At 27.8% G+C, this 18,656-nt stretch carries 20 protein-coding genes; 10 read left to right on the plus strand and 10 right to left on the minus strand.

Translation table 11 applies throughout. The features are described from left to right. Positions 1-906, plus strand: a complete 906-nt coding sequence (locus JEY78_RS15190; protein WP_291853357.1) for a bile acid:sodium symporter family protein — start codon at positions 1-3, stop codon at positions 904-906. A gap of 4 nt (positions 907-910) precedes the next feature. Then, positions 911-1,954, plus strand: a complete 1,044-nt coding sequence (locus JEY78_RS15195; protein ID WP_291853360.1) for a 1-acyl-sn-glycerol-3-phosphate acyltransferase — start codon at positions 911-913, stop codon at positions 1,952-1,954. Here the strand turns inward: JEY78_RS15195 and JEY78_RS15200 are convergent. From JEY78_RS15200 to JEY78_RS15215, 4 genes are all read right to left on the minus strand, one after another. Next, positions 1,947-4,862 carry a glycoside hydrolase family 3 N-terminal domain-containing protein gene (locus tag JEY78_RS15200; protein WP_291853363.1) on the minus strand — a complete coding sequence of 972 codons (2,916 nt, stop codon included), beginning with the start codon at positions 4,860-4,862 and terminating at the stop codon, positions 1,947-1,949. The two genes, JEY78_RS15195 and JEY78_RS15200, sit on opposite strands and share 8 nt — an antisense overlap. A 68-nt stretch (positions 4,863-4,930) precedes the next feature. After that, on the minus strand, positions 4,931-5,428 hold the full coding sequence (locus JEY78_RS15205) for an ABC transporter ATPase (protein WP_291853366.1): 498 nt from the start codon (positions 5,426-5,428) through the stop codon (positions 4,931-4,933). A 1-nt stretch (position 5,429) separates the two neighbouring features. Continuing rightward, positions 5,430-6,248 carry a 3'-5' exonuclease gene (locus tag JEY78_RS15210; protein WP_291853368.1) on the minus strand — a complete coding sequence of 273 codons (819 nt, stop codon included), beginning with the start codon at positions 6,246-6,248 and terminating at the stop codon, positions 5,430-5,432. A gap of 91 nt (positions 6,249-6,339) precedes the next feature. After that, a complete protein-coding gene (locus tag JEY78_RS15215; protein WP_291853371.1) occupies positions 6,340-6,921 on the minus strand; it encodes a DUF502 domain-containing protein in 582 nt (193 codons plus the stop codon). A gap of 272 nt (positions 6,922-7,193) precedes the next feature. Here JEY78_RS15215 and JEY78_RS15220 point away from each other — a divergent pair, with 272 nt between their 5' ends. After that, positions 7,194-7,634 (plus strand): Hsp20/alpha crystallin family protein, encoded by a 441-nt coding sequence (locus tag JEY78_RS15220; RefSeq protein ID WP_291853374.1) that lies wholly within the window; start codon positions 7,194-7,196, stop codon positions 7,632-7,634. Positions 7,635-7,741: 107 nt separating this feature from the next. Here JEY78_RS15220 and JEY78_RS15225 read toward each other — a convergent pair whose 3' ends face one another. The 5 genes from JEY78_RS15225 to JEY78_RS15245 all read right to left on the minus strand — a co-directional run bounded on the left by JEY78_RS15225 (position 7,742) and on the right by JEY78_RS15245 (position 9,846). After that, the gene (locus JEY78_RS15225; RefSeq protein WP_291853377.1) at positions 7,742-8,128 is read right to left on the minus strand and encodes a hypothetical protein; all 387 of its coding nucleotides are present in this window, start codon (positions 8,126-8,128) and stop codon (positions 7,742-7,744) included. A gap of 10 nt (positions 8,129-8,138) precedes the next feature. Beyond that, complete coding sequence (locus tag JEY78_RS15230; protein ID WP_291853380.1) at positions 8,139-8,504, minus strand: hypothetical protein; 366 nt, start codon at positions 8,502-8,504, stop codon at positions 8,139-8,141. Between the two features lie 10 nt (positions 8,505-8,514). Continuing rightward, the gene (locus tag JEY78_RS15235; RefSeq protein WP_367158790.1) at positions 8,515-8,655 is read right to left on the minus strand and encodes a hypothetical protein; all 141 of its coding nucleotides are present in this window, start codon (positions 8,653-8,655) and stop codon (positions 8,515-8,517) included. A 290-nt stretch (positions 8,656-8,945) separates the two neighbouring features. Further along, positions 8,946-9,380, minus strand: coding sequence for a hypothetical protein (locus JEY78_RS15240; protein ID WP_291853382.1), 435 nt, complete (start codon positions 9,378-9,380; stop codon positions 8,946-8,948). A 16-nt stretch (positions 9,381-9,396) separates the two neighbouring features. After that, a complete protein-coding gene (locus JEY78_RS15245; RefSeq protein WP_291853385.1) occupies positions 9,397-9,846 on the minus strand; it encodes a hypothetical protein in 450 nt (149 codons plus the stop codon). A 192-nt stretch (positions 9,847-10,038) separates the two neighbouring features. Between JEY78_RS15245 and JEY78_RS15250 the strand changes: the two genes are divergently transcribed. Continuing rightward, positions 10,039-10,893 (plus strand): universal stress protein, encoded by an 855-nt coding sequence (locus JEY78_RS15250; RefSeq protein WP_291853388.1) that lies wholly within the window; start codon positions 10,039-10,041, stop codon positions 10,891-10,893. Between the two features lie 22 nt (positions 10,894-10,915). Here JEY78_RS15250 and JEY78_RS15255 read toward each other — a convergent pair whose 3' ends face one another. After that, on the minus strand, positions 10,916-11,554 hold the full coding sequence (locus tag JEY78_RS15255) for a hypothetical protein (RefSeq protein ID WP_291853391.1): 639 nt from the start codon (positions 11,552-11,554) through the stop codon (positions 10,916-10,918). A gap of 246 nt (positions 11,555-11,800) precedes the next feature. Between JEY78_RS15255 and rluF the strand changes: the two genes are divergently transcribed. The 6 genes from rluF to JEY78_RS15285 all read left to right on the plus strand — a co-directional run bounded on the left by rluF (position 11,801) and on the right by JEY78_RS15285 (position 18,524). Then, complete coding sequence (gene rluF, locus JEY78_RS15260) at positions 11,801-12,610, plus strand: 23S rRNA pseudouridine(2604) synthase RluF (RefSeq protein WP_291853394.1); 810 nt, start codon at positions 11,801-11,803, stop codon at positions 12,608-12,610. Positions 12,611-12,796: 186 nt separating this feature from the next. Beyond that, complete coding sequence (gene tgt / locus JEY78_RS15265) at positions 12,797-13,927, plus strand: tRNA guanosine(34) transglycosylase Tgt (protein ID WP_291853397.1); 1,131 nt, start codon at positions 12,797-12,799, stop codon at positions 13,925-13,927. A 28-nt stretch (positions 13,928-13,955) separates the two neighbouring features. Continuing rightward, a complete protein-coding gene (locus tag JEY78_RS15270) occupies positions 13,956-15,044 on the plus strand; it encodes an LptF/LptG family permease (protein WP_291853400.1) in 1,089 nt (362 codons plus the stop codon). Continuing rightward, positions 15,031-15,909, plus strand: coding sequence for an EamA family transporter (locus tag JEY78_RS15275; RefSeq protein WP_291853403.1), 879 nt, complete (start codon positions 15,031-15,033; stop codon positions 15,907-15,909). The genes JEY78_RS15270 and JEY78_RS15275 overlap by 14 nt, the downstream gene beginning before the upstream one ends. 57 nt (positions 15,910-15,966) lie before the next feature. Beyond that, on the plus strand, positions 15,967-16,920 hold the full coding sequence (locus JEY78_RS15280; protein ID WP_291853405.1) for an acetyl-CoA carboxylase carboxyltransferase subunit alpha: 954 nt from the start codon (positions 15,967-15,969) through the stop codon (positions 16,918-16,920). A gap of 53 nt (positions 16,921-16,973) precedes the next feature. Then, positions 16,974-18,524 (plus strand): NAD(P)H-hydrate dehydratase, encoded by a 1,551-nt coding sequence (locus JEY78_RS15285; RefSeq protein ID WP_291853408.1) that lies wholly within the window; start codon positions 16,974-16,976, stop codon positions 18,522-18,524. The last annotated feature ends 132 nt before the right edge of the window (positions 18,525-18,656 follow it).

Consider the following 18,656-nt stretch of genomic DNA (forward strand, 5'->3'; position numbering starts at 1 on the left):
ATGGTTGAAAATTTAGATTCCTTAAAAATAAATTTTGATACAGAAGGTCTTTGGGTTTTAAATATCACGTTAGCTATTATTATGTTTGGTGTTGCATTAAACATCACAATTGATGATTTTAAACGCTTGTTTAAAAATCCTAAAATACTTTTAACAGGAATAATTTCTCAATTTATATTATTACCATTGGTAACTTTTATTTTTATAAAATTAGTAAATCCAATGCCAAGTATTGCGTTAGGAATGATGATGGTTGCTGCTTGTCCTGGCGGAAATATCTCAAACTTTATGACACAAATGGCAAAAGGAAATACCGCACTTTCCATAAGTTTAACTGCTTTTGCCACGCTAGTTTCTTTAATAATGACACCTTTTAATTTAAGTTTTTGGGGAAATTTGTACGCACCCACTGCTGAAATTCTTCAAACAATTGAATTAGACCCTTTTGAGTTGGTGAAATTAGTAACACTTATTTTAGGAATACCACTTATTTTAGGAATGTTAGTAAAAAAATATAAAGAAGCATTAGCTCATAAATTGCAAAAAGTATTAAAACCACTTAGCTTAATTATATTTATGCTTTTTATTGTAATTGCCTTTTATGATAATTTTAATATTTTTATAAATTACGTGCATTACGTATTAATATTAGTTATTGCGCACAATTTATTAGCTTTATTATTAGGATTTTATTTTGCTAAAGCAATGAGACTTTCATACAAAGACCAAAAAACTTTATCTATTGAAACTGGTATACAAAATTCAGGTTTAGGTTTATTACTTATTTTTAGCTTTTTTAATGGAATAGGTGGAATGGCCTTGTTAGTTGCTTTTTGGGCAATTTGGGATATTTTTTCTGGTTTAGCTATTGCAACCTATTGGTCAAAACAAAAAACAAACGATTAATATTTTGGAAAACATTTGGTATAAGGTTGTTAGGTTTTACGTAAAAATTGGACTCTTTTTTACTTTAAAAAAAATTAGTGTTCATGGGAAAGAAAACATTCCTAAAACAGGAGCTATTTTGTTTGTTGCCAATCACCAAAATGCATTAATCGATGCCATTTTAATACCAACTACAAATAACAGAAACATCCATTTTTTAACAAGAGCAAGTGCTTTTAAAAACAAATTAGCGGATAAAATTTTGCGCAGTCTAAATATGATTCCTGTTTACAGATTAAGAGATGGAAAAAATAGTATTGAAAAAAATATTGCCATTTTTGAACAATGTTTTGAATTTTTAAAAAATGAAAAAGCATTACAAGTTTTTGTTGAAGGTGAGCATCATCAATTAAGAAGAGTCATTCATTTAAAAAAAGGATTTGCACGTATTATTTTAGGAACCTTGCAAAAATACCCTGATTTAAATATTGAAATTGTTCCAGTTGGAATAAATTATAATTACCATCTAAAATATCCATGTAGTACTTCTATATACTACGGAAAACCAATTAATGCAAATCAGTTTTTTGATGTAAAAAACCCCGATTTTAGGTTTCAGGCAATTATAAAAGAAGTGAGAGATGCTTTAAAAAAACTTACACTTCATATTGAAGACACCAAAAATTATGATGAAATTCTTTCTAAATTAAACGCTGCAAATGTTAATTATTTGAAGCCTATAAAAGCGAATAAATTATTAGAAAAAGTTAATGAATTAGTACCACAAAATGAAAAAAGGGCTATAAACTGGCTCTTGCCTTTATATCTTTTAGCAAAAATTAACAGTGTTTTCCCTTTGTTAATTTGGTATTATTTAAAACCAAAAATTAAAGACATTATTTTCACAAATACATTTAGGTTTGCCCTAATTACAACAGTATTTCCATTATTTTACCTAATACAATCCTTCATAATTTATATTTTTTTCAACCTAAATTACGCACTTATCTATTTGTTAACTTGTATAATATTAGGAATAATTACAACTAAAACAATGAAAATTAATTAATAATGGCATCCTGAATATATTGCTGAATGATGGTTCTAATATTTTCTCTTACCAAACCTCTGTTTTCTGCAGTTGGAAATACTCTATTAGATAAAAACACATATACTAATTCACTTTCAGGATCTGCCCAAGTAAAGGTTCCTGTAAAACCGCTATGTCCAAAACTTTTATCTGAAACACAACCACACGTAGCCTTTTCAGCTTCCACTATCTGTGGCTTATCAAAACCAACTCCTTTTCTAACTTTTTTATCTTCAAAATATCGATGGTTAAAAACATCTATAGTTTCAGATTTTAAATAACGTTTTCCTCCATAATAACCTTTTTGCAAATACATTTGCATTATTTTAGCAACATCATTAGCATTAGAAAACAAACCTGCATGCCCTCCAATTCCACCTTGCATTGCAGCACCCATATCATGCACATATCCATGCACTAATTCATATCTGTAATAATCATCTTTTTCAGTTGGAACAATTTCTTTTAAGTTGAATTTTTCTATTGGTACATAAGTCGTTCTATTTGCTCCTAGGGCTTTATAAAAATGCGCTTGTGTTAATTCGTTTAAATTTTTTCGATATAGCTTTTCAATAAAATCTTTAAATAAAAAATACGATAAATCACTATATTTATATTGTGGCTTATCAAGTAAATCTGTTTTAGCAATAATATCAATAATAGAATCTTTATAATCTGTTCTCAGGTACAAATTATTTGCAACTTTAATATTAAATTTTCTAGAAGGCTCGCTTCTATAATATTCTTCTGAAGGATGCTTTGTACTGTCTAATGTTTTAACATAAAAAGGGATCCAAGCTTGTAATCTTCCATAATGAGACAACACTTCTTTAACGGTAATTTTACTTTTATTGGTCTTTTTCAATTTAGGCAACAAGCTTCCCAAAGTACTTTCTAATTGAATGGTTCCTTTCTCTTGAAGTTCCATAATTAAAGGTAAGGAAGCTAAAATTTTGGTCATTGAAGCAACATCATACAAATTGCTATTTTCAACTTTTAAACTATCACTATCTGTATGATTTCCAAAACTTTTACTATAAATTACTTTTCCTTTTCTAGCCACTAAAATTTGCATTCCTGGCGCCATTTTTTCTTTAATAACAATGGCTGCCATAGAATCTATTTTCTTCAACTTCTCAGAACTCATTCCAACTTCTTCTGGAATTGTGTACGCCAATCTTTTTAATGAAGTTGACATTAAACCATGGCCTTCAGAAAAAACATTTTTTATTGAAACTGGTAATTTTCCTTTTGTTTCTATAGCTCCAAAAATCATTTGTGCAGAAATTTCTTGAGAAATAATACTATTTTGGTAGGAAACTAATAAACCTTCAATATTTTCAAAAGTATCAATATCTAATAAACTATACGGACTCGCAAAAACATCAATAATTACTTTTTTTAATCTGGCAATTTCTTCAATCCAAACTAACTCTTTATTCAAAAATTTATAATCCTTCCAAGGATTCGTATTTGATTTATGATATCCAATTATCACCAAATTATACGACTCTAACTGGCTAATTAAATCATCTAAATTTTCACTAGAAATTACATCAACATTTGTGTAATTTTTCAGCATATTTACAAATGCACTTCCATCATCATCTCCAAATTTCACGTAAGCAATGTTCTTTTTATCTAAATTTTGAATTGGAAAAATAACACCGTCATTTTTTAATAATGAAATAGAACTTTCTACCAATTTTCTATGTAATAGCTCATCATTTATAGAATTTAAATCATTCTGTAAATTATTTAATTCTACATATTTAGAAGCGCTTAAACCTGCCCAAAACTTCGCTTTTAATATTTTTTCAACTGAATAATTTAATCTTTCTTCAGTTAAAATTTTATTATCTAACGCGTTTTTAATTTTCAATACTGCAGCAGGTACATTTTCAGGAATTAACAAAATATCATTTCCGGCTAAAAAAGCAGCCAAATCCACATCACCAGGGCTTGCATAATCTGCAGCGCCTTTCATATTTAATGCATCTGTTAATATTAATCCGTTAAATTTTAAATCCTTTTTCAATAAATTGGTAATAACATTATATGAAAGCGAAGTTGGCAATTGACTATTAGGCTCTAAAGCAACAACACTTAAATGCGCTACCATTACGCTAGTTAAATTATTTTTAATCAGACTTTTATACGGATACATTTCAATAGAATCTAATCTAGAGAAATCAAAATCTAACACTGGTAATGTTTTATGCGAATCGGTTGAAGTATCTCCGTGACCTGGAAAATGTTTGGCGCTAGATAATACATTTTGACTTTGCATTCCTTTAATAAATGCAATAGATTTTTCAGTCACATTTTCTCTACTTTCACCAAAAGATCTATTTCCAATTATTGGATTTTCAGGATTTGTATTTACATCAACAACGGGAGCAAAATTAATATGAATCCCCAATCTTTTACAATGCTTACCAAGCTGTACACCAAAATCTTCAATTAATTTGTCGTCTCTAATGGCACCCAATGTCATATTCCAAGGAAAGCGATAGGTGTTTTTTAAACGCATATCTAATCCCCATTCACCGTCAAAACCAATTAGCAGAGGCGTTTTTGATTTTAGTTGGTATCTATTAGTTAAAACAGCCTGATTTTCAGGGGTTCCTTGCATAAATATTAAGCCACCAATATGGTATTTTTCTATTAAACTATCAATGCCTTCATAATGTTTTTCATCTGAATTTGAATAGGCCTGAACCATAAATAGTTGACCAATTTTATCTTCAATTGTCATTGAATTCAATAAAGAATCTACCCATTTTTTTTGAGTAAATTCATCTTTGGTTTTTAAAGGATCGATTCCTTGAGCTTGTAATAAACAAACGTTTAACAGTAAAAAAGTAAACAGTATTCTTTTAGTCATTCAAAAAAATATGATGAGAGTTAACAATTAATTTCTTAAAAGGGATAATCAAAAATAGCGCCAACTATTTAAGCTTTGTTAATAGCTAAAAAACGGTTATGCCAACTTTCTTTTGCTTCTACTTCCCATTTTGAGTTAAAATCACCTTTTGTGGCAACCATATTATTAAATACTACGGTTTTTGAAGTGATTTTTTCTTCTTTTATAAACTTTTGAAAATCAGCTAAAGGAACTACATTTATATTATCATTATCTTTAAATGAAATATTTAATTTATTGGTTAAATCTAATGAAAATTGTTTCTCAAATTGTTTCATTAAATTAACAGAAGCATCAATAGAACAACCTGAAACATTATTAAAATCCTCATCAACAGCTAGCACAATAAATTGATTGTATTTCATTAAATATGAAGCTTTTAAATCCTCTCCATGACGTACCCAGTTGTGCAAAAAACTTTCAACTTTAGCATTTATTATTTCCATTTCATTCGTTGAGAATTCTCTATTGGATTGGTATATCCAAATTCTTGCAGAATTATCTAAACTTTCAAAATCAACTAACATATTATAATTTTTGGTTAAATTTATTTTTTAAATCTTCTAAAGTACTTTTTGGTGAATTTGAATGCATTCTTTCTTTAATTCCGGCAAGCACTTTTTTAGTATACAAAGGGAAATCTGCATTTTGAATCCACGAGAAATATCCTTTATCTTTTGTTAAAACATCAACGGCTTTTTCACCTTTATATTTTCCGAATGAAAACATTTCATCTCCATCTTCATCAAATAAAATGAAACCTGCAAAATCTGCTCTTTTTATGTGTGTAGAAAAATTATCTAAAAATTTCACATCATTTTCTACATCATCATATTTATCTAGCTGAGCTTTTAAAATTTCATACGTTGCACGTGTATCGGCTTCTGCAGAATGTGCATTTTTTAAATCTTTTTCACAATAAAATTTATAGCCTGCACTTAATGTTCTTTCTTCTTTTTTATGAAAAATAACTTGAACATCAATAGAATTTCTGTCGTTCATATCAAAATTCACTCCTGAACGCAACATTTCTTCGGCTAATAATGGAATATCAAATCTGTTAGAATTAAATCCTGCTAAATCGCAACCTTCAATCATCATACTCACTTGAGAAGCTAATTCTTTAAACGTTGGCTCATTTAATACTTTTTCATTTGTAATTCCATGAATATCACTTGCTTCTTTTGGAATTTCAATTATTGGGTTTACCAACCAAGTTTTACTTTCTTCAGTGCCATTGGGATACACTTTTAAAATAGATATTTCAACAATTCTATCTGATGCAATATTTATTCCTGTTGTTTCTAAATCAAAAAATACAATTGGCTTACTTAATTTTAATTCCATAGGTTTATTTATTTATAAAGATGTAAATATACAATTTGAAATTAAGGTTATAGTACATATTAGTGACAGTTTTTTTGAAGTTTTTAACAACTTATTTTTTATCCCAACCAGATAACCCTGCCGAAACAACAAATTTCATAACGTCACTAGAATTCATATCAATAGGTTTTATATTTTCTTTCGGCACTATAAAAAGTTCCCCAGAAAAATTATATGAATGTGGAAAATATACAGCTACTTTATTTTTTTCTCCTAAAATTTCTAGGTTTTCTTCTGTAATAAAACCTAATTTTTCTAAATCTGAGTTTAAATTTACTTTTACCAAAACTGGCTGATTAAATTTCTTTTCTTTACCAACAAAAGCCTTAAATAAATCGTTTATTGCGGTATATACAAAATTTAATAAAGGAATGCGTTCTATTATTTTTTTAAACAATAATTTTAAAGGATCTGCAATAATAGTTCGTCCAATAAAACCAATAATAATTAAAAATATAATTAACGTTAATACTCCTAATCCTGGGATTTCTGTTCCAAAGAATTTAACTAACTGCTCTTGCAATAAACCATCCATAAAAGTAAAAACCGAATAAATTATGTATGCTGTTATACCAAGTGGAGCAATGTATAAGATTCCTTGAAGAAAATAGTTGACTAATTTTTTTATGATCATCTCAAAAGCTTTTTATGGTTAATATTCGCTACAAAATTAGGCCTTTAAACCTGATTAAATCACACAACTAATTATTTTTAAATTGATTCTTATCATATTTCAAAAATTACACAAAATTATTTTTACTTTTTATTATCCGAAAGCCCCATTTTTATTGACTTTCCTAAACAAAACAAAAAATATTATTTGGCTTTGATGCAAATCATTTCATTCCTACAGCATTGAATATAAATTTGTGATGGAAATTATGTTTAATCTAAAATATTTATATTATGTCACTAGTAAAATTTAGAAAAAGACCATTTGAAAGTCTGCTCATACCAGATTTATTGGATTTTAATGCAAACCAATTATTTAATGATCATTTGTGGTTAAAAAAAATGGATGAACCTGCTTTAAATATCAAAGAAAAAAAAGATGGATTTGAAATTGAATTAGCCGCACCTGGCTATGACAAAAAAGATTTTGAAATTACCATAGATAATGGTTGCTTAAATATTTCAGCAAAAAAAACAATTTCTAAAGATGAAAAGGATGAAAACTATACTAGAAAAGAATTTAGCTATTCATCATTTGAAAGATCTTTAGAATTACCTGAATCTATTATAGATGAAAAAATTAAAGCAAAGTATGAAAATGGAATCTTGAAATTTAACCTCGCAAAAAAGGAAGAAGCTAAAAAAGCAAAACCAAAAGTTATTGAGATTTCTTAGTTATTTAACTTCCTAAAATTTTAACTTTTTAAGTTAAAAAGATAAATACTTCCCTGTTTTAAGTACTAAATCTGGAAGTATTTATCTTTTTTTTACGGGATTTTTAATTACATGAATTCAGATAAAAACCTAAAAAACTCTTTTTTTAAATTATTGTAAATATTTCTTTGTGTTTCCATATGGTTTCTAAATTCAATATGTTTTTTAACAAATAATGTATCCAAAACATCGTATCCGTTTTTACTTGATTCAGCAATATTGGTTTCATGAATATGAATATCCTTTTGAAGTTCATCAATGGCATTTTCTTGAATAATAAATTGATTTTGATAATGATCTAACTGAGCAAGCATATTTTTATCTGTCCATCTTATTACCAATTCTTCCAATCTGTTTTTAAAGGATTTCAATTCATCTTCCCAAAAGAAAAGTTCTCGTCTCCATTGTTTGTGTTCAAAATGTAAATCTGAATTAAAAATAAGTTCATTTTTCATAATATGTTTTTTAAATTTTTATTATATCTGTAGGCGTTTCAACTAAAATAGTTTTATCGCCTCTTATTGCAATTGGTTGTTTTAATATTTCTGGATTATGTTGTATCATTTTTATCCAATCTGTTGAAGAAAAATTATGATGAATAAATTTTGAAGTGTATGAAGTATGCTCTTGATTAACTAAATCTTGAATTTTTAAATTCAATCTTTCTGCAATTTCTGCAATTTGAGTTCCTGTTAATGGCGTTTTTAAAATATCAATTTCTAAAATTGGCACTCCTTTTGCTTTAGCATATGCTAAGGCTTGTTTAGCCCTTACCGATTTAGAATTGTAATAAAATGTAATTTGACGAACTGATGTTGCTATTTCTCCCATAATATTATTTTTAAATTGTTAAATGCGTTTCTAAATGATGCGCTAACAATTGTTTTAAACTCTCCAAATAATCTTGCATTACTTTTTTATTGATGTCAGGATGATTTTTTGAAGGAATTGTAAATGGATTCTCTCCTAAAAACTGATACAATTCCGGATAGTTTTTTTCTATTTTAAAAGTTAATTCTGTTATTTCTTTAAGTAGTTCCTGTAAATTTTTAATAAGAATTGCATACTGTTAAATGGTTATTAATTGTTTCTATTCAGTCCTTAAAGCATCCATTGGATTTAATTTAGCCACCTTTCTTACTAGAAAATACCGTTTCTACAAATACTGGAAAAACAAAACCAACTAAAATTAAATATCCGGCAGTAGGTATATAAAAATCAGTTAACTTATATATTACATGATTTCCAATAACTCAAAATAAGAGCCTTAAACTAAGCAAACTCCTTCCTTTCAATAACTTCATCTGACATTGAAAAAACTTTTAATCTGCTAGCTCTATACATTTTAATAAATTCCTCAATCTCTATTTCCATTTGATCGTGAATAGTTCTAAAACCATAAGAATCGTTTAAATAAGGCGTACTAATATTATTCGAAATTTTACTCAAATGATGGTTAGTTTTATCAATTAATTGATTACAATTTCTTATTAATTCAAAAATGGAATATTCAATTTCTTGAAATTCGTTTTTAATATTTTTTTTAGAAATCCATTGATTGTATTTATTAATTAAATTATGAGAAAAATACAAATCCTCTTGATAGAATAACAAATCGGATTTCCAGTTTTCTGTCAACAAATATAGTTCTTGCCAATAAGCTTCATAAATTGTTTTACTCTTTGTTTTTTTTGCTAAACTTTTCATATACTCACTATTATTTTTATCTAATTAAATGATTACTTAATTCTTCTGTATCAATAACGTGTTCCGTAATTTTAAATACTTCTTGCCTGTTTTTTCTAAACAATTTTATAAATTTTGTAAAATCATCTTCCAGAATTTGATGTTCCGTTCTAAACTTATGTGAATCGTAAGCAAAAGGATTATCTATTAGCTCTGCCAAATGCTTTATGTGGGTTTTAATCCTTTTAATTAATTTTGAACAGTTTAGTTCTGTTGCTATTAAATTCTCTTCAATTGCTCTCACTTGATCTATATTTTCCTTTTTTGTTAACCAAATAAAATATTTATCAATTAAATGATCTAAAAACCGCAAATCGTCTTTATAAAATAAAAGGTCTGATTTCCAATGTTCTGTTAGCACGTATAAATCTTGCCATTCTGCTTCAAAAATGTAAGTTCCGTTTGGTCTACTTCTAAAATCACTCATAACCTATAATTTAGGATTAAACAACTATTTACCCTTTCATAAATCACTACAATTCAATTTATTAGTAAAATTATTAAAGGATATAATTTGTAGAAATGATTGCGGTCATTTTATAATATTAATCATTTGAGACATATCATAAAATTTTACCATTTGTATTTATAATTTTATAACATAACTAAGTTGATTAAAATGAAAAATATTATTTGCGCAATAGATTATTCATCCTGCTCCATAGTTGCATTAAAATATATTTGTGAATTAAGCAAAAAAATGAATACATCCATTTTTGTCATTAACGTATATAATAATTCCGCGCTTGGTTCACTTTTAGAGATACCAAATATTCTTTTAGATGAAGTAGTTCAGGAAAAAAAAACATTAAAACTAAAAACATTTTGTTTAGAACATTTTGGGGATAGTTGTAAAAATTTGAATTTAAATTACAAAGCTATTCAGCATAATTCAATAATTAGCGCCATAAATATATGGTCTCTAAAATTTAATGCAGATTTGGTTGTAGTTGGTATGAAAGGTGTTCATAAATTTAAAGACTTTTTTATTGGGAACACCACAAAAAGTCTTATTGAAAAGTCTGTTTGTCCCATATTAGCAGTTCCTGAAAGTAATATTCAAAAAAAAGTAAATACCATTGTATATGCAACGGATTTTGAGGAAGCTGATATTTTTGCAATTAAAAATTTAGTTGAATTTGCCAAATTCTTTAATTCCACCATAAAAATAATTCATATTGCAAAAACTATAGAAAAGGACTGTTCTGATAAAATGGAATGGTTTAAAGAATTAGTATTACAACATACAAATTACAAAAATTTAGAATTTAAAGTTTTATTTTCTGAAGATATTTTAAATACCATTCATAACTATTTAGAAGAAAATAATGCCGATATACTCGCAATGCTTGAGCGTAAAAAACCGGACTTTTTAAATAAAATTATATATATTGATTTAGTAAAAACTTTTGAAGCTTTCAGTAATATACCTCTTATTTGCTATAATACAAAAAACTCCATTTTCACTAAATGATTGAAGCTTTCAATCCAAACATTTAAATATATTTAGTTATAAGCTTTTCATTTTCTAACTCTTTAATTACTTTAGAAACATATTTATTTATAGTTTCTGTAATTGTTTGCGGATTAACCAAATCTAATGCACCTACCCAAACTAAAGATTTATTATCTTGTTGGTTAATATAATAAATAGAAGTTTCTACATGATAAATTTTATAAATATCATAATAATGAGGTGTATAGTAAATATCTTGATACCAAAAATAATATTTCCCAAATCTAGACCATCTATAACCTAATGCATTATAATTATCGTAATAATTTCTCCTCTTTTCAACTCCTTTAACTGTGCTAATTACAACAGCATCAAATCCTTGTTTAGAAATAGTTTTAATCATATCATCTATTTCAGATTCGCTTTTTTTTGATTTTGAAAATTCTGAATCTAATATGTTTGTACTTTCAACTGCATTTATATTCCTAACTACAAAAGCTCTTCTTAATTCCTCTTCAAAAATTCTTCGAGCTGTTTGATTGTCAGTCATTCCAATAACTAATAATTTATTTGGTTTAAATGTTAAAACCTCTTTATTTCTCCAACTATCTACAAATCTATTTGATGAACAGGACAATAATAAAAGATATATGCCGAATAACAAGATAAGTTTTTTCATGATGCTTATTTTATAAATTAAATTTAGTTATTTGTAAAAACACATGAAATGATTAAGGTCAAATTCTAATTAATAATTTAATAAAAATCACTAAAATTACTGATTGAAATCATTCTCACTGAATATTAAAATGCTTTTGGTTTATGCACATAAAAAATACTACACTTTAAAAAAGTGTATCAATTCAACAACTACAAAATTAAAATTAATAATATTTAGTAACTTCGCTGCATTAAATAAAAAGGTGTGGAAAATACTAATGACATTTCAGTTAATTTAAATAAATACATTAGCAGTACAGGCATATGCTCAAGAAGAGAAGCTGAAAAATTAATTACTGAAGGAAAAGTTACAATTAATGGAAAACCTACGCAATTAGGCAATAGAGTTTTTGAAGGTGATATTGTTAAAATAAACGGACAACCATTAATTGCAAAGCCAAAAACACTTTATATAGCATTTAATAAACCTATTGGAATTGTTAGCACAACTGATTCAAAAGAACGAAAAAACATTATTAAATATATTAATCATCCTGAACGACTTTTTCCTATTGGAAGGCTAGATAAACCTTCAGAAGGTTTAATTTTTTTAACCAATGATGGAGATATTGTAAATAAAATTTTACGTGCCGGAAACAATCACGAAAAAGAATATATTGTAACCGTTAACAAACCAATTTCTATTGATTTTATAGAAAAAATGAGCAATGGAATCCCAATTTTAGGAACTATTACCAAAAATTGTAAAGTTGAATTAATTAGTGATTACGTTTTTAATATTACACTAACACAAGGTTTAAACCGACAAATTAGAAGGATGTGCAAATATTTAGATTTTGAAGTAACAAAACTTAAACGCACTCGAATTATGAATGTGACTTTAGGTAATTTAAAAGTTGGCGAATGGCGCGAATTATCAACAGTTGAAATGGACCATATAAATAAAATGGTTTCTGAATCTAGTAAAACAGAAGAAGCCTCAAAAGATAATTATAAGAAAAAACAAAGTGCACCAAACAAGTCGAAAAATTATAAATTTGGAAGAAAACGATAGTGTAGATTTCTGAAACAAAATTTACGAAGTAAAATAAAAAAATAAATTATTTCCGATATTCATATTTTATATACCTTCCAATTCTAATAAGCTATACGTCTTAATATTCTATTTTCAATTAAATTTATCCATAAGGCTTCTATTTAATTTTTCTCAAACAAAACTGTTTCTGTATCTTTGCCGACTATGCAATTTGAATTAAAAACAACAGACGCTCAAAGCAAGGCTAGAGCCGGAGTAATAACAACAGATCACGGTATTATTGAAACACCAATATTTATGCCAGTAGGAACTGTTGGTACAGTAAAAGGTGTTCATCAATCTGAATTAAAAAACGAGATAAATCCTGATATTATTTTAGGAAACACCTATCATTTATATTTACGTCCACAAACTACTATTTTAGAACAAGCTGGTGGTTTACATAAATTTATGAACTGGGATCGAAATATTTTAACTGATAGTGGTGGATACCAAGTTTATTCACTTTCAGAAAGAAGAAAAATTAACGAAGAAGGTGTAAAATTTAAAAGCCATATTGATGGTTCTTACCATACGTTTACTCCTGAAAATGTAATGGAAATACAACGTTCTATTGGTGCAGATATTATCATGGCTTTTGATGAATGTACGCCATACCCGTGCGATTATAATTATGCAAAAAGATCTATGTATATGACACATCGTTGGTTAAAAAGATGTATTACACATTTAGATAAAACACCTTTAAAATACGATTATAATCAAGCCTTTTTCCCAATTGTACAAGGAAGTACTTATAAAGATTTAAGACAACAATCTGCCGAGTTTATTGCAAGTGTTGGAGCTGAAGGAAATGCTATTGGTGGGCTTTCAGTTGGAGAACCTGCGGAAGAAATGTATGCAATGACAGAAATTGTAACTGCAATTTTACCAGAAGACAAGCCTCGTTATTTAATGGGAGTTGGTACACCAACCAATATTTTAGAAAATATTGCTTTAGGAATTGACATGTTTGATTGTGTTATGCCAACCAGAAATGCTAGAAATGGAATGCTATTTACGGCAAATGGTTCTATAAACATTAAAAATAAAAAATGGGAAAATGACTTCTCTCCTATTGATGAAATGGGAATTACTTTTGTAGATACTATGTATTCTAAAGCGTATTTACGTCATTTATTTATTTCAAAAGAATTGTTAGGGAAGCAAATTGCATCCATTCATAATTTAGGATTTTATTTATGGTTGGTTCGTGAGGCAAGAAAGCATATATTAGCGGGAGATTTTACTGCGTGGAAAAACCGAATGGTGAAACAATTAGATCAAAAATTATAAGAAACAATTTCCTTATTAATTTGTAACATTGAGAATATTAGATAAATATATATTAAAGAAATTTTTAAGCACTTTTGCTTTAATTTTAACGCTATTGCTCCCAATTGCAATAGCTATAGATGTCTCAGAAAAAATAGATAAATTTTTAAGACACACGGATTTATCTTTAAACACAATCCTAAAAGATTACTATTTCAATTTTATTGTAATCTTCGGTAATACATTTATGCCTTTAGCATTGTTTATTGCTGTTATATTTTTCACATCTAAAATCGCTGGAAATACCGAAGTTATAGCTATTCACTCAGCAAAAATTTCATTTACTCGTTTTTTAAAACCATATTTCATTGGTGCTTCAATTGTAGCATTTATAGGATTATCCATGAATCATTTTATTGTTCCAAAAAGTAATAAAGTGTTTGATGAATTTAACAATGCTTATTTAAAAAAGAAAGAATATAACGCAAATCAATTAACTCACGTGAATTTGCAATTAGGCCCAAACGATTATATTTATTTAAAAAACTGGAATATTGACAGCAAGCAAGGTTATAAATTTTCTTATGAAAAATTTGAAGGTACTAAACTTAAATATAAACTATTAGCAGAAAATATTAGATGGATTGAAGCTGATACCGTATTTAAATTAACAAACTTTCAAAAAAGAATTATTCTTGAAGACAGAGATTCAATACAAACAGGCGTTATACTAGACACATTATTTACATTTACTCCAGAAGATTTAATAAATGTTGATGATTTAGCTAAAGAAATGAATTCAATACAATTAAATAAATTCATCAATCAATCTAAAGCGAGAGGAATAAGTAACCTAAACACTTATTTAGTTGAGTTTCATAAAAGAACCAGCTTACCAATAGCCTCATATATATTAACTTTTATAGCTGTTTGTTTGGCTTCAAAAAAGAAAAGAGGAGGTTTAGGTGTTAATCTTGCAATAGGAATTACTTTAATGTTTGTATACGTGTTTTTATTAAAAATAGCAGAAGTTTTAGGCGCAGGAGCCGAAACAAATGCATTATTTATGGTTTGGTTACCCAACTTATTTTTTGGAACGCTTGCCATTTATTTATATTTAAAAAATGCAAAAAACTAACCTTAAAAATTACCTTCATCTTCACTTAATTGTATTTATTTGGGGATTTACAGCAATATTGGGTGCCTTAATTAAAATTGAAGCAATTCCTTTAACTTGGTATAGAATGTCACTAGCTGTCATTTTTGTATTTATATATTTTATATTAAAGAAAAAAACATTAAAAGTTTCTCCAAAAATTTTAATAAAATTTTTTATTGGTGGTGTTATCATTGCTTGCCATTGGGTGGCTTTTTTTTCAGCCATAAAAGTATCTAATGTGTCGGTTGCTTTAGTTTCATTAAGTACTGGAGCACTGTTTACTTCATTAATTGAACCTATCTTTTTTAAAAGAAGATTAGATTTTATGGAACTATTCTTTGGCTTATTGGTAATTTCAGGATTATATATAATTTTTAATGTTGAAAATGATTACACCTTAGGTATTATCTATGGTTTAATAGCGGCATTTTTATCAGCTTTATTTTCAGTATTAAATGGTTTATATATAAAAAAGCACAGTGGCGAAGTAATTTCTTTTTACCAACTTTTGTTTGGTGTAATTTTTTTAACAGGTTTTATAATTTTCACAACAGGTTTTAATAGTTTTGATTTTGCTCTTACAAAATCAGATGTTTTATACCTGTTTATACTAAGTAGTATTTGTACAGCGTACGCTTTTATTGCTTCAGTTAATTTAATGAAATATTTAACACCTTATACCATTATGCTAACCATAAATTTAGAACCCATTTATGGAATTATTTTAGCCGTATTAGTTTTTGGTGAAAAAGAAAAAATGAGTCCTCAATTTTATATTGGCGCAAGTGTAATTCTTATTACCGTTATTATAAATGGAATTTTAAAAAATAAAAAAACAACATAACATATCAATCATTTTTTTTAAGTTAGTATATTTGTTGTTACATCTAAAAATAAAAATATGGAATATTTAGATTTTGAATTACCAATTAAAGAGCTAGAAGAGCAATTAAATAAATGCGAAATAATTGGCAAAGAAAGTGATGTTGATGTAACCGAAAGTTGCAAAAACATTGAAAAGAAACTGCTAAAAACAAAAAAAGAAATATATAAAAATTTAACTGCTTGGCAAAGAGTTCAACTTTCTAGACATCCAAACAGACCTTACACATTAGATCATATCACTGCTTTAGCTGGCAACACTTTTATGGAATTACACGGAGATAGAACTGTAAAAGATGATAAAGCTATGATTGGTGGTTTAGGTAAAATTGGAGATCAATCGTTTATGTTTATTGGTCAACAAAAAGGTTATAATACAAAAACCAGACAATATCGAAATTTTGGAATGTCAAATCCAGAAGGCTATAGAAAAGCACTTCGATTAATGAAAATGGCTGAAAAATTTGGAATTCCAGTTGTAACACTTTTAGACACTCCTGGGGCTTACCCTGGATTAGAAGCAGAAGAACGTGGACAAGGCGAAGCTATTGCTCGAAATATTTTAGAAATGACACGCCTTAAAACACCTATTATTACAATTGTAATTGGAGAAGGTGCGTCTGGAGGTGCTGTTGGTATTGGAGTTGGAGACGTAGTATATATGATGGAAAACACTTGGTATTCTGTTATTTCTCCAGAATCTTGTTCTTCTATTTTATGGAGAAGTTGGGATTATAAAGAGCAAGCTGCAGAGTCTTTAAAATTAACTGCAGAAGACATGAAAAAACAAAAATTAATTGATGGTATTATAAAAGAACCATTAGGAGGAGCGCACTACGATAGAGAAACTGCTTTTAAAGAAGTTGAAAAAACAATTTTAGAGGCTTATGATAAATTAAAAAAATTAAGTCCAACAGAGCTTGTAAAAAAGCGAATGGAAAAATACGCCAAAATGGGCGAATTTAAAGGATAAAAAAATAAAAATCCTCTCCAAATGGAGAGGTTTTTTTTATTAAATTTATTACCATGTATATACTTTCTCCTCAACAAATAGCAAAAGCAGATAAAGCTACTATTGCAACTAACGGAATTACATCCATTCAATTAATGGAATATGCTGCAACACAATGTTTTAAATGGCTTCATCATAGATTACAAGGTCAAAATATTAAAATTTATGTGTTTTGTGGAATTGGCAACAATGGTGGCGATGGTTTGGTAATTGCACGTCATTTAATTCAACATGGCTATAATATTAGTTGTTATATTGTGAATTTTAGCGACAAAAGAACTCCTGAATTTCTTGAAAACTACAATAGACTAAAAGAACTTGGCAGTTGGCCAACTGTAATAAATAATGAAAATGAATTTCCAATAATTTCTTTTGAAGATATTGTAATTGACGCTATTTTTGGAATTGGCCTATCCAGAAAACCATCAGGATTCACAAAAAAACTAATTCAATATATTAACAGTACTAAAGTATTTACTTTAGCCATTGATTTTCCTTCGGGATTATTTGGAGATAAATCTGTTACAGATAAAAACGCCGTTTTAAAAGCAGGACATACACTCACATTTCAAACACCAAAATTAGCGTTTCTATTACCTGAAAATAAAGATTTTATAAATACTTGGGAAGTAATTGATATTGGATTAGATCTAAATTTTATAGAAAGTTTAAAACCATCTATAAATTTTACAACTAAAGAAGACATATTAACCAATTACAAACCACGTAATAAATGGTCGCATAAAGGTACTTTTGGCCATTCACTATTGATTGGAGGAAGTTTTGGTAAAATTGGAGCTATTACTTTGGCGTCAAAAGCCGCATTAAAAATAGGAAGTGGACTTGTAACTGCATATGTTCCTAAATGTGGGTATAATGTACTGCAAATATCAATTCCTGAAGTAATGGTTGAAGTTGATGATGACAATACTTTATCTTACTTCAATTTTAAAACAAAACCAACAGTTATAGGAATTGGCCCAGGAATGGGAACTCATGAAAAAACTATTGCTGGCTTTTATAAATTTTTAAAGGAAAATACACTTCCACTAATTATTGATGCCGATGCTATTAATTTGCTTTCTTTAAATATTGAATTTGTAGCATTATTACCCAAAAATTCAATTTTAACGCCACATCCAAAAGAATTAGAACGATTAATTGGTGCTTGGAAAAATGATTATGATAAACTTAATAAATCAATTGAGTTTTCAAAAGAGCATAAAGTAATTTTAGTTTTAAAAGGTGCTCATACAGTAGTTGTAGACGGTAATAATTTAACATTTAACTCAACAGGAAACCCAGCGTTAGCAACTGCAGGCAGCGGTGATGTTTTAACTGGATTAATTACTGGACTCGTTTCGCAAGGTTACGAACCTTCTATTGCGGCTATTTTTGGCGTTTATTTACACGGAAGAACAGCAGATATTGCAATTCAGGAAACTGGTTATGAAACTTTTACAGCATCCTCAATTTTAGATTATTTACCAGATGCGTTGCTAGATTTATTTGCTCCTAAAGAAATTGAAGAAGAAAAGCAACACGAGGAAGATCCTAACGATTGAGTCGTCCTAAAATAGGTTGACGATTATTAAAAAAAATAATGAAAACCTGTGAAGTTATCTTCACAGGTTTTTTGATGTATAAAGTTAGGTGTTTTCATATTAAGACTCAAATGCGGTCTTTTGTTATTATAA

The organism is Lutibacter sp., assembly GCF_016342705.1.
Lineage (GTDB): Bacteria > Bacteroidota > Bacteroidia > Flavobacteriales > Flavobacteriaceae > Lutibacter.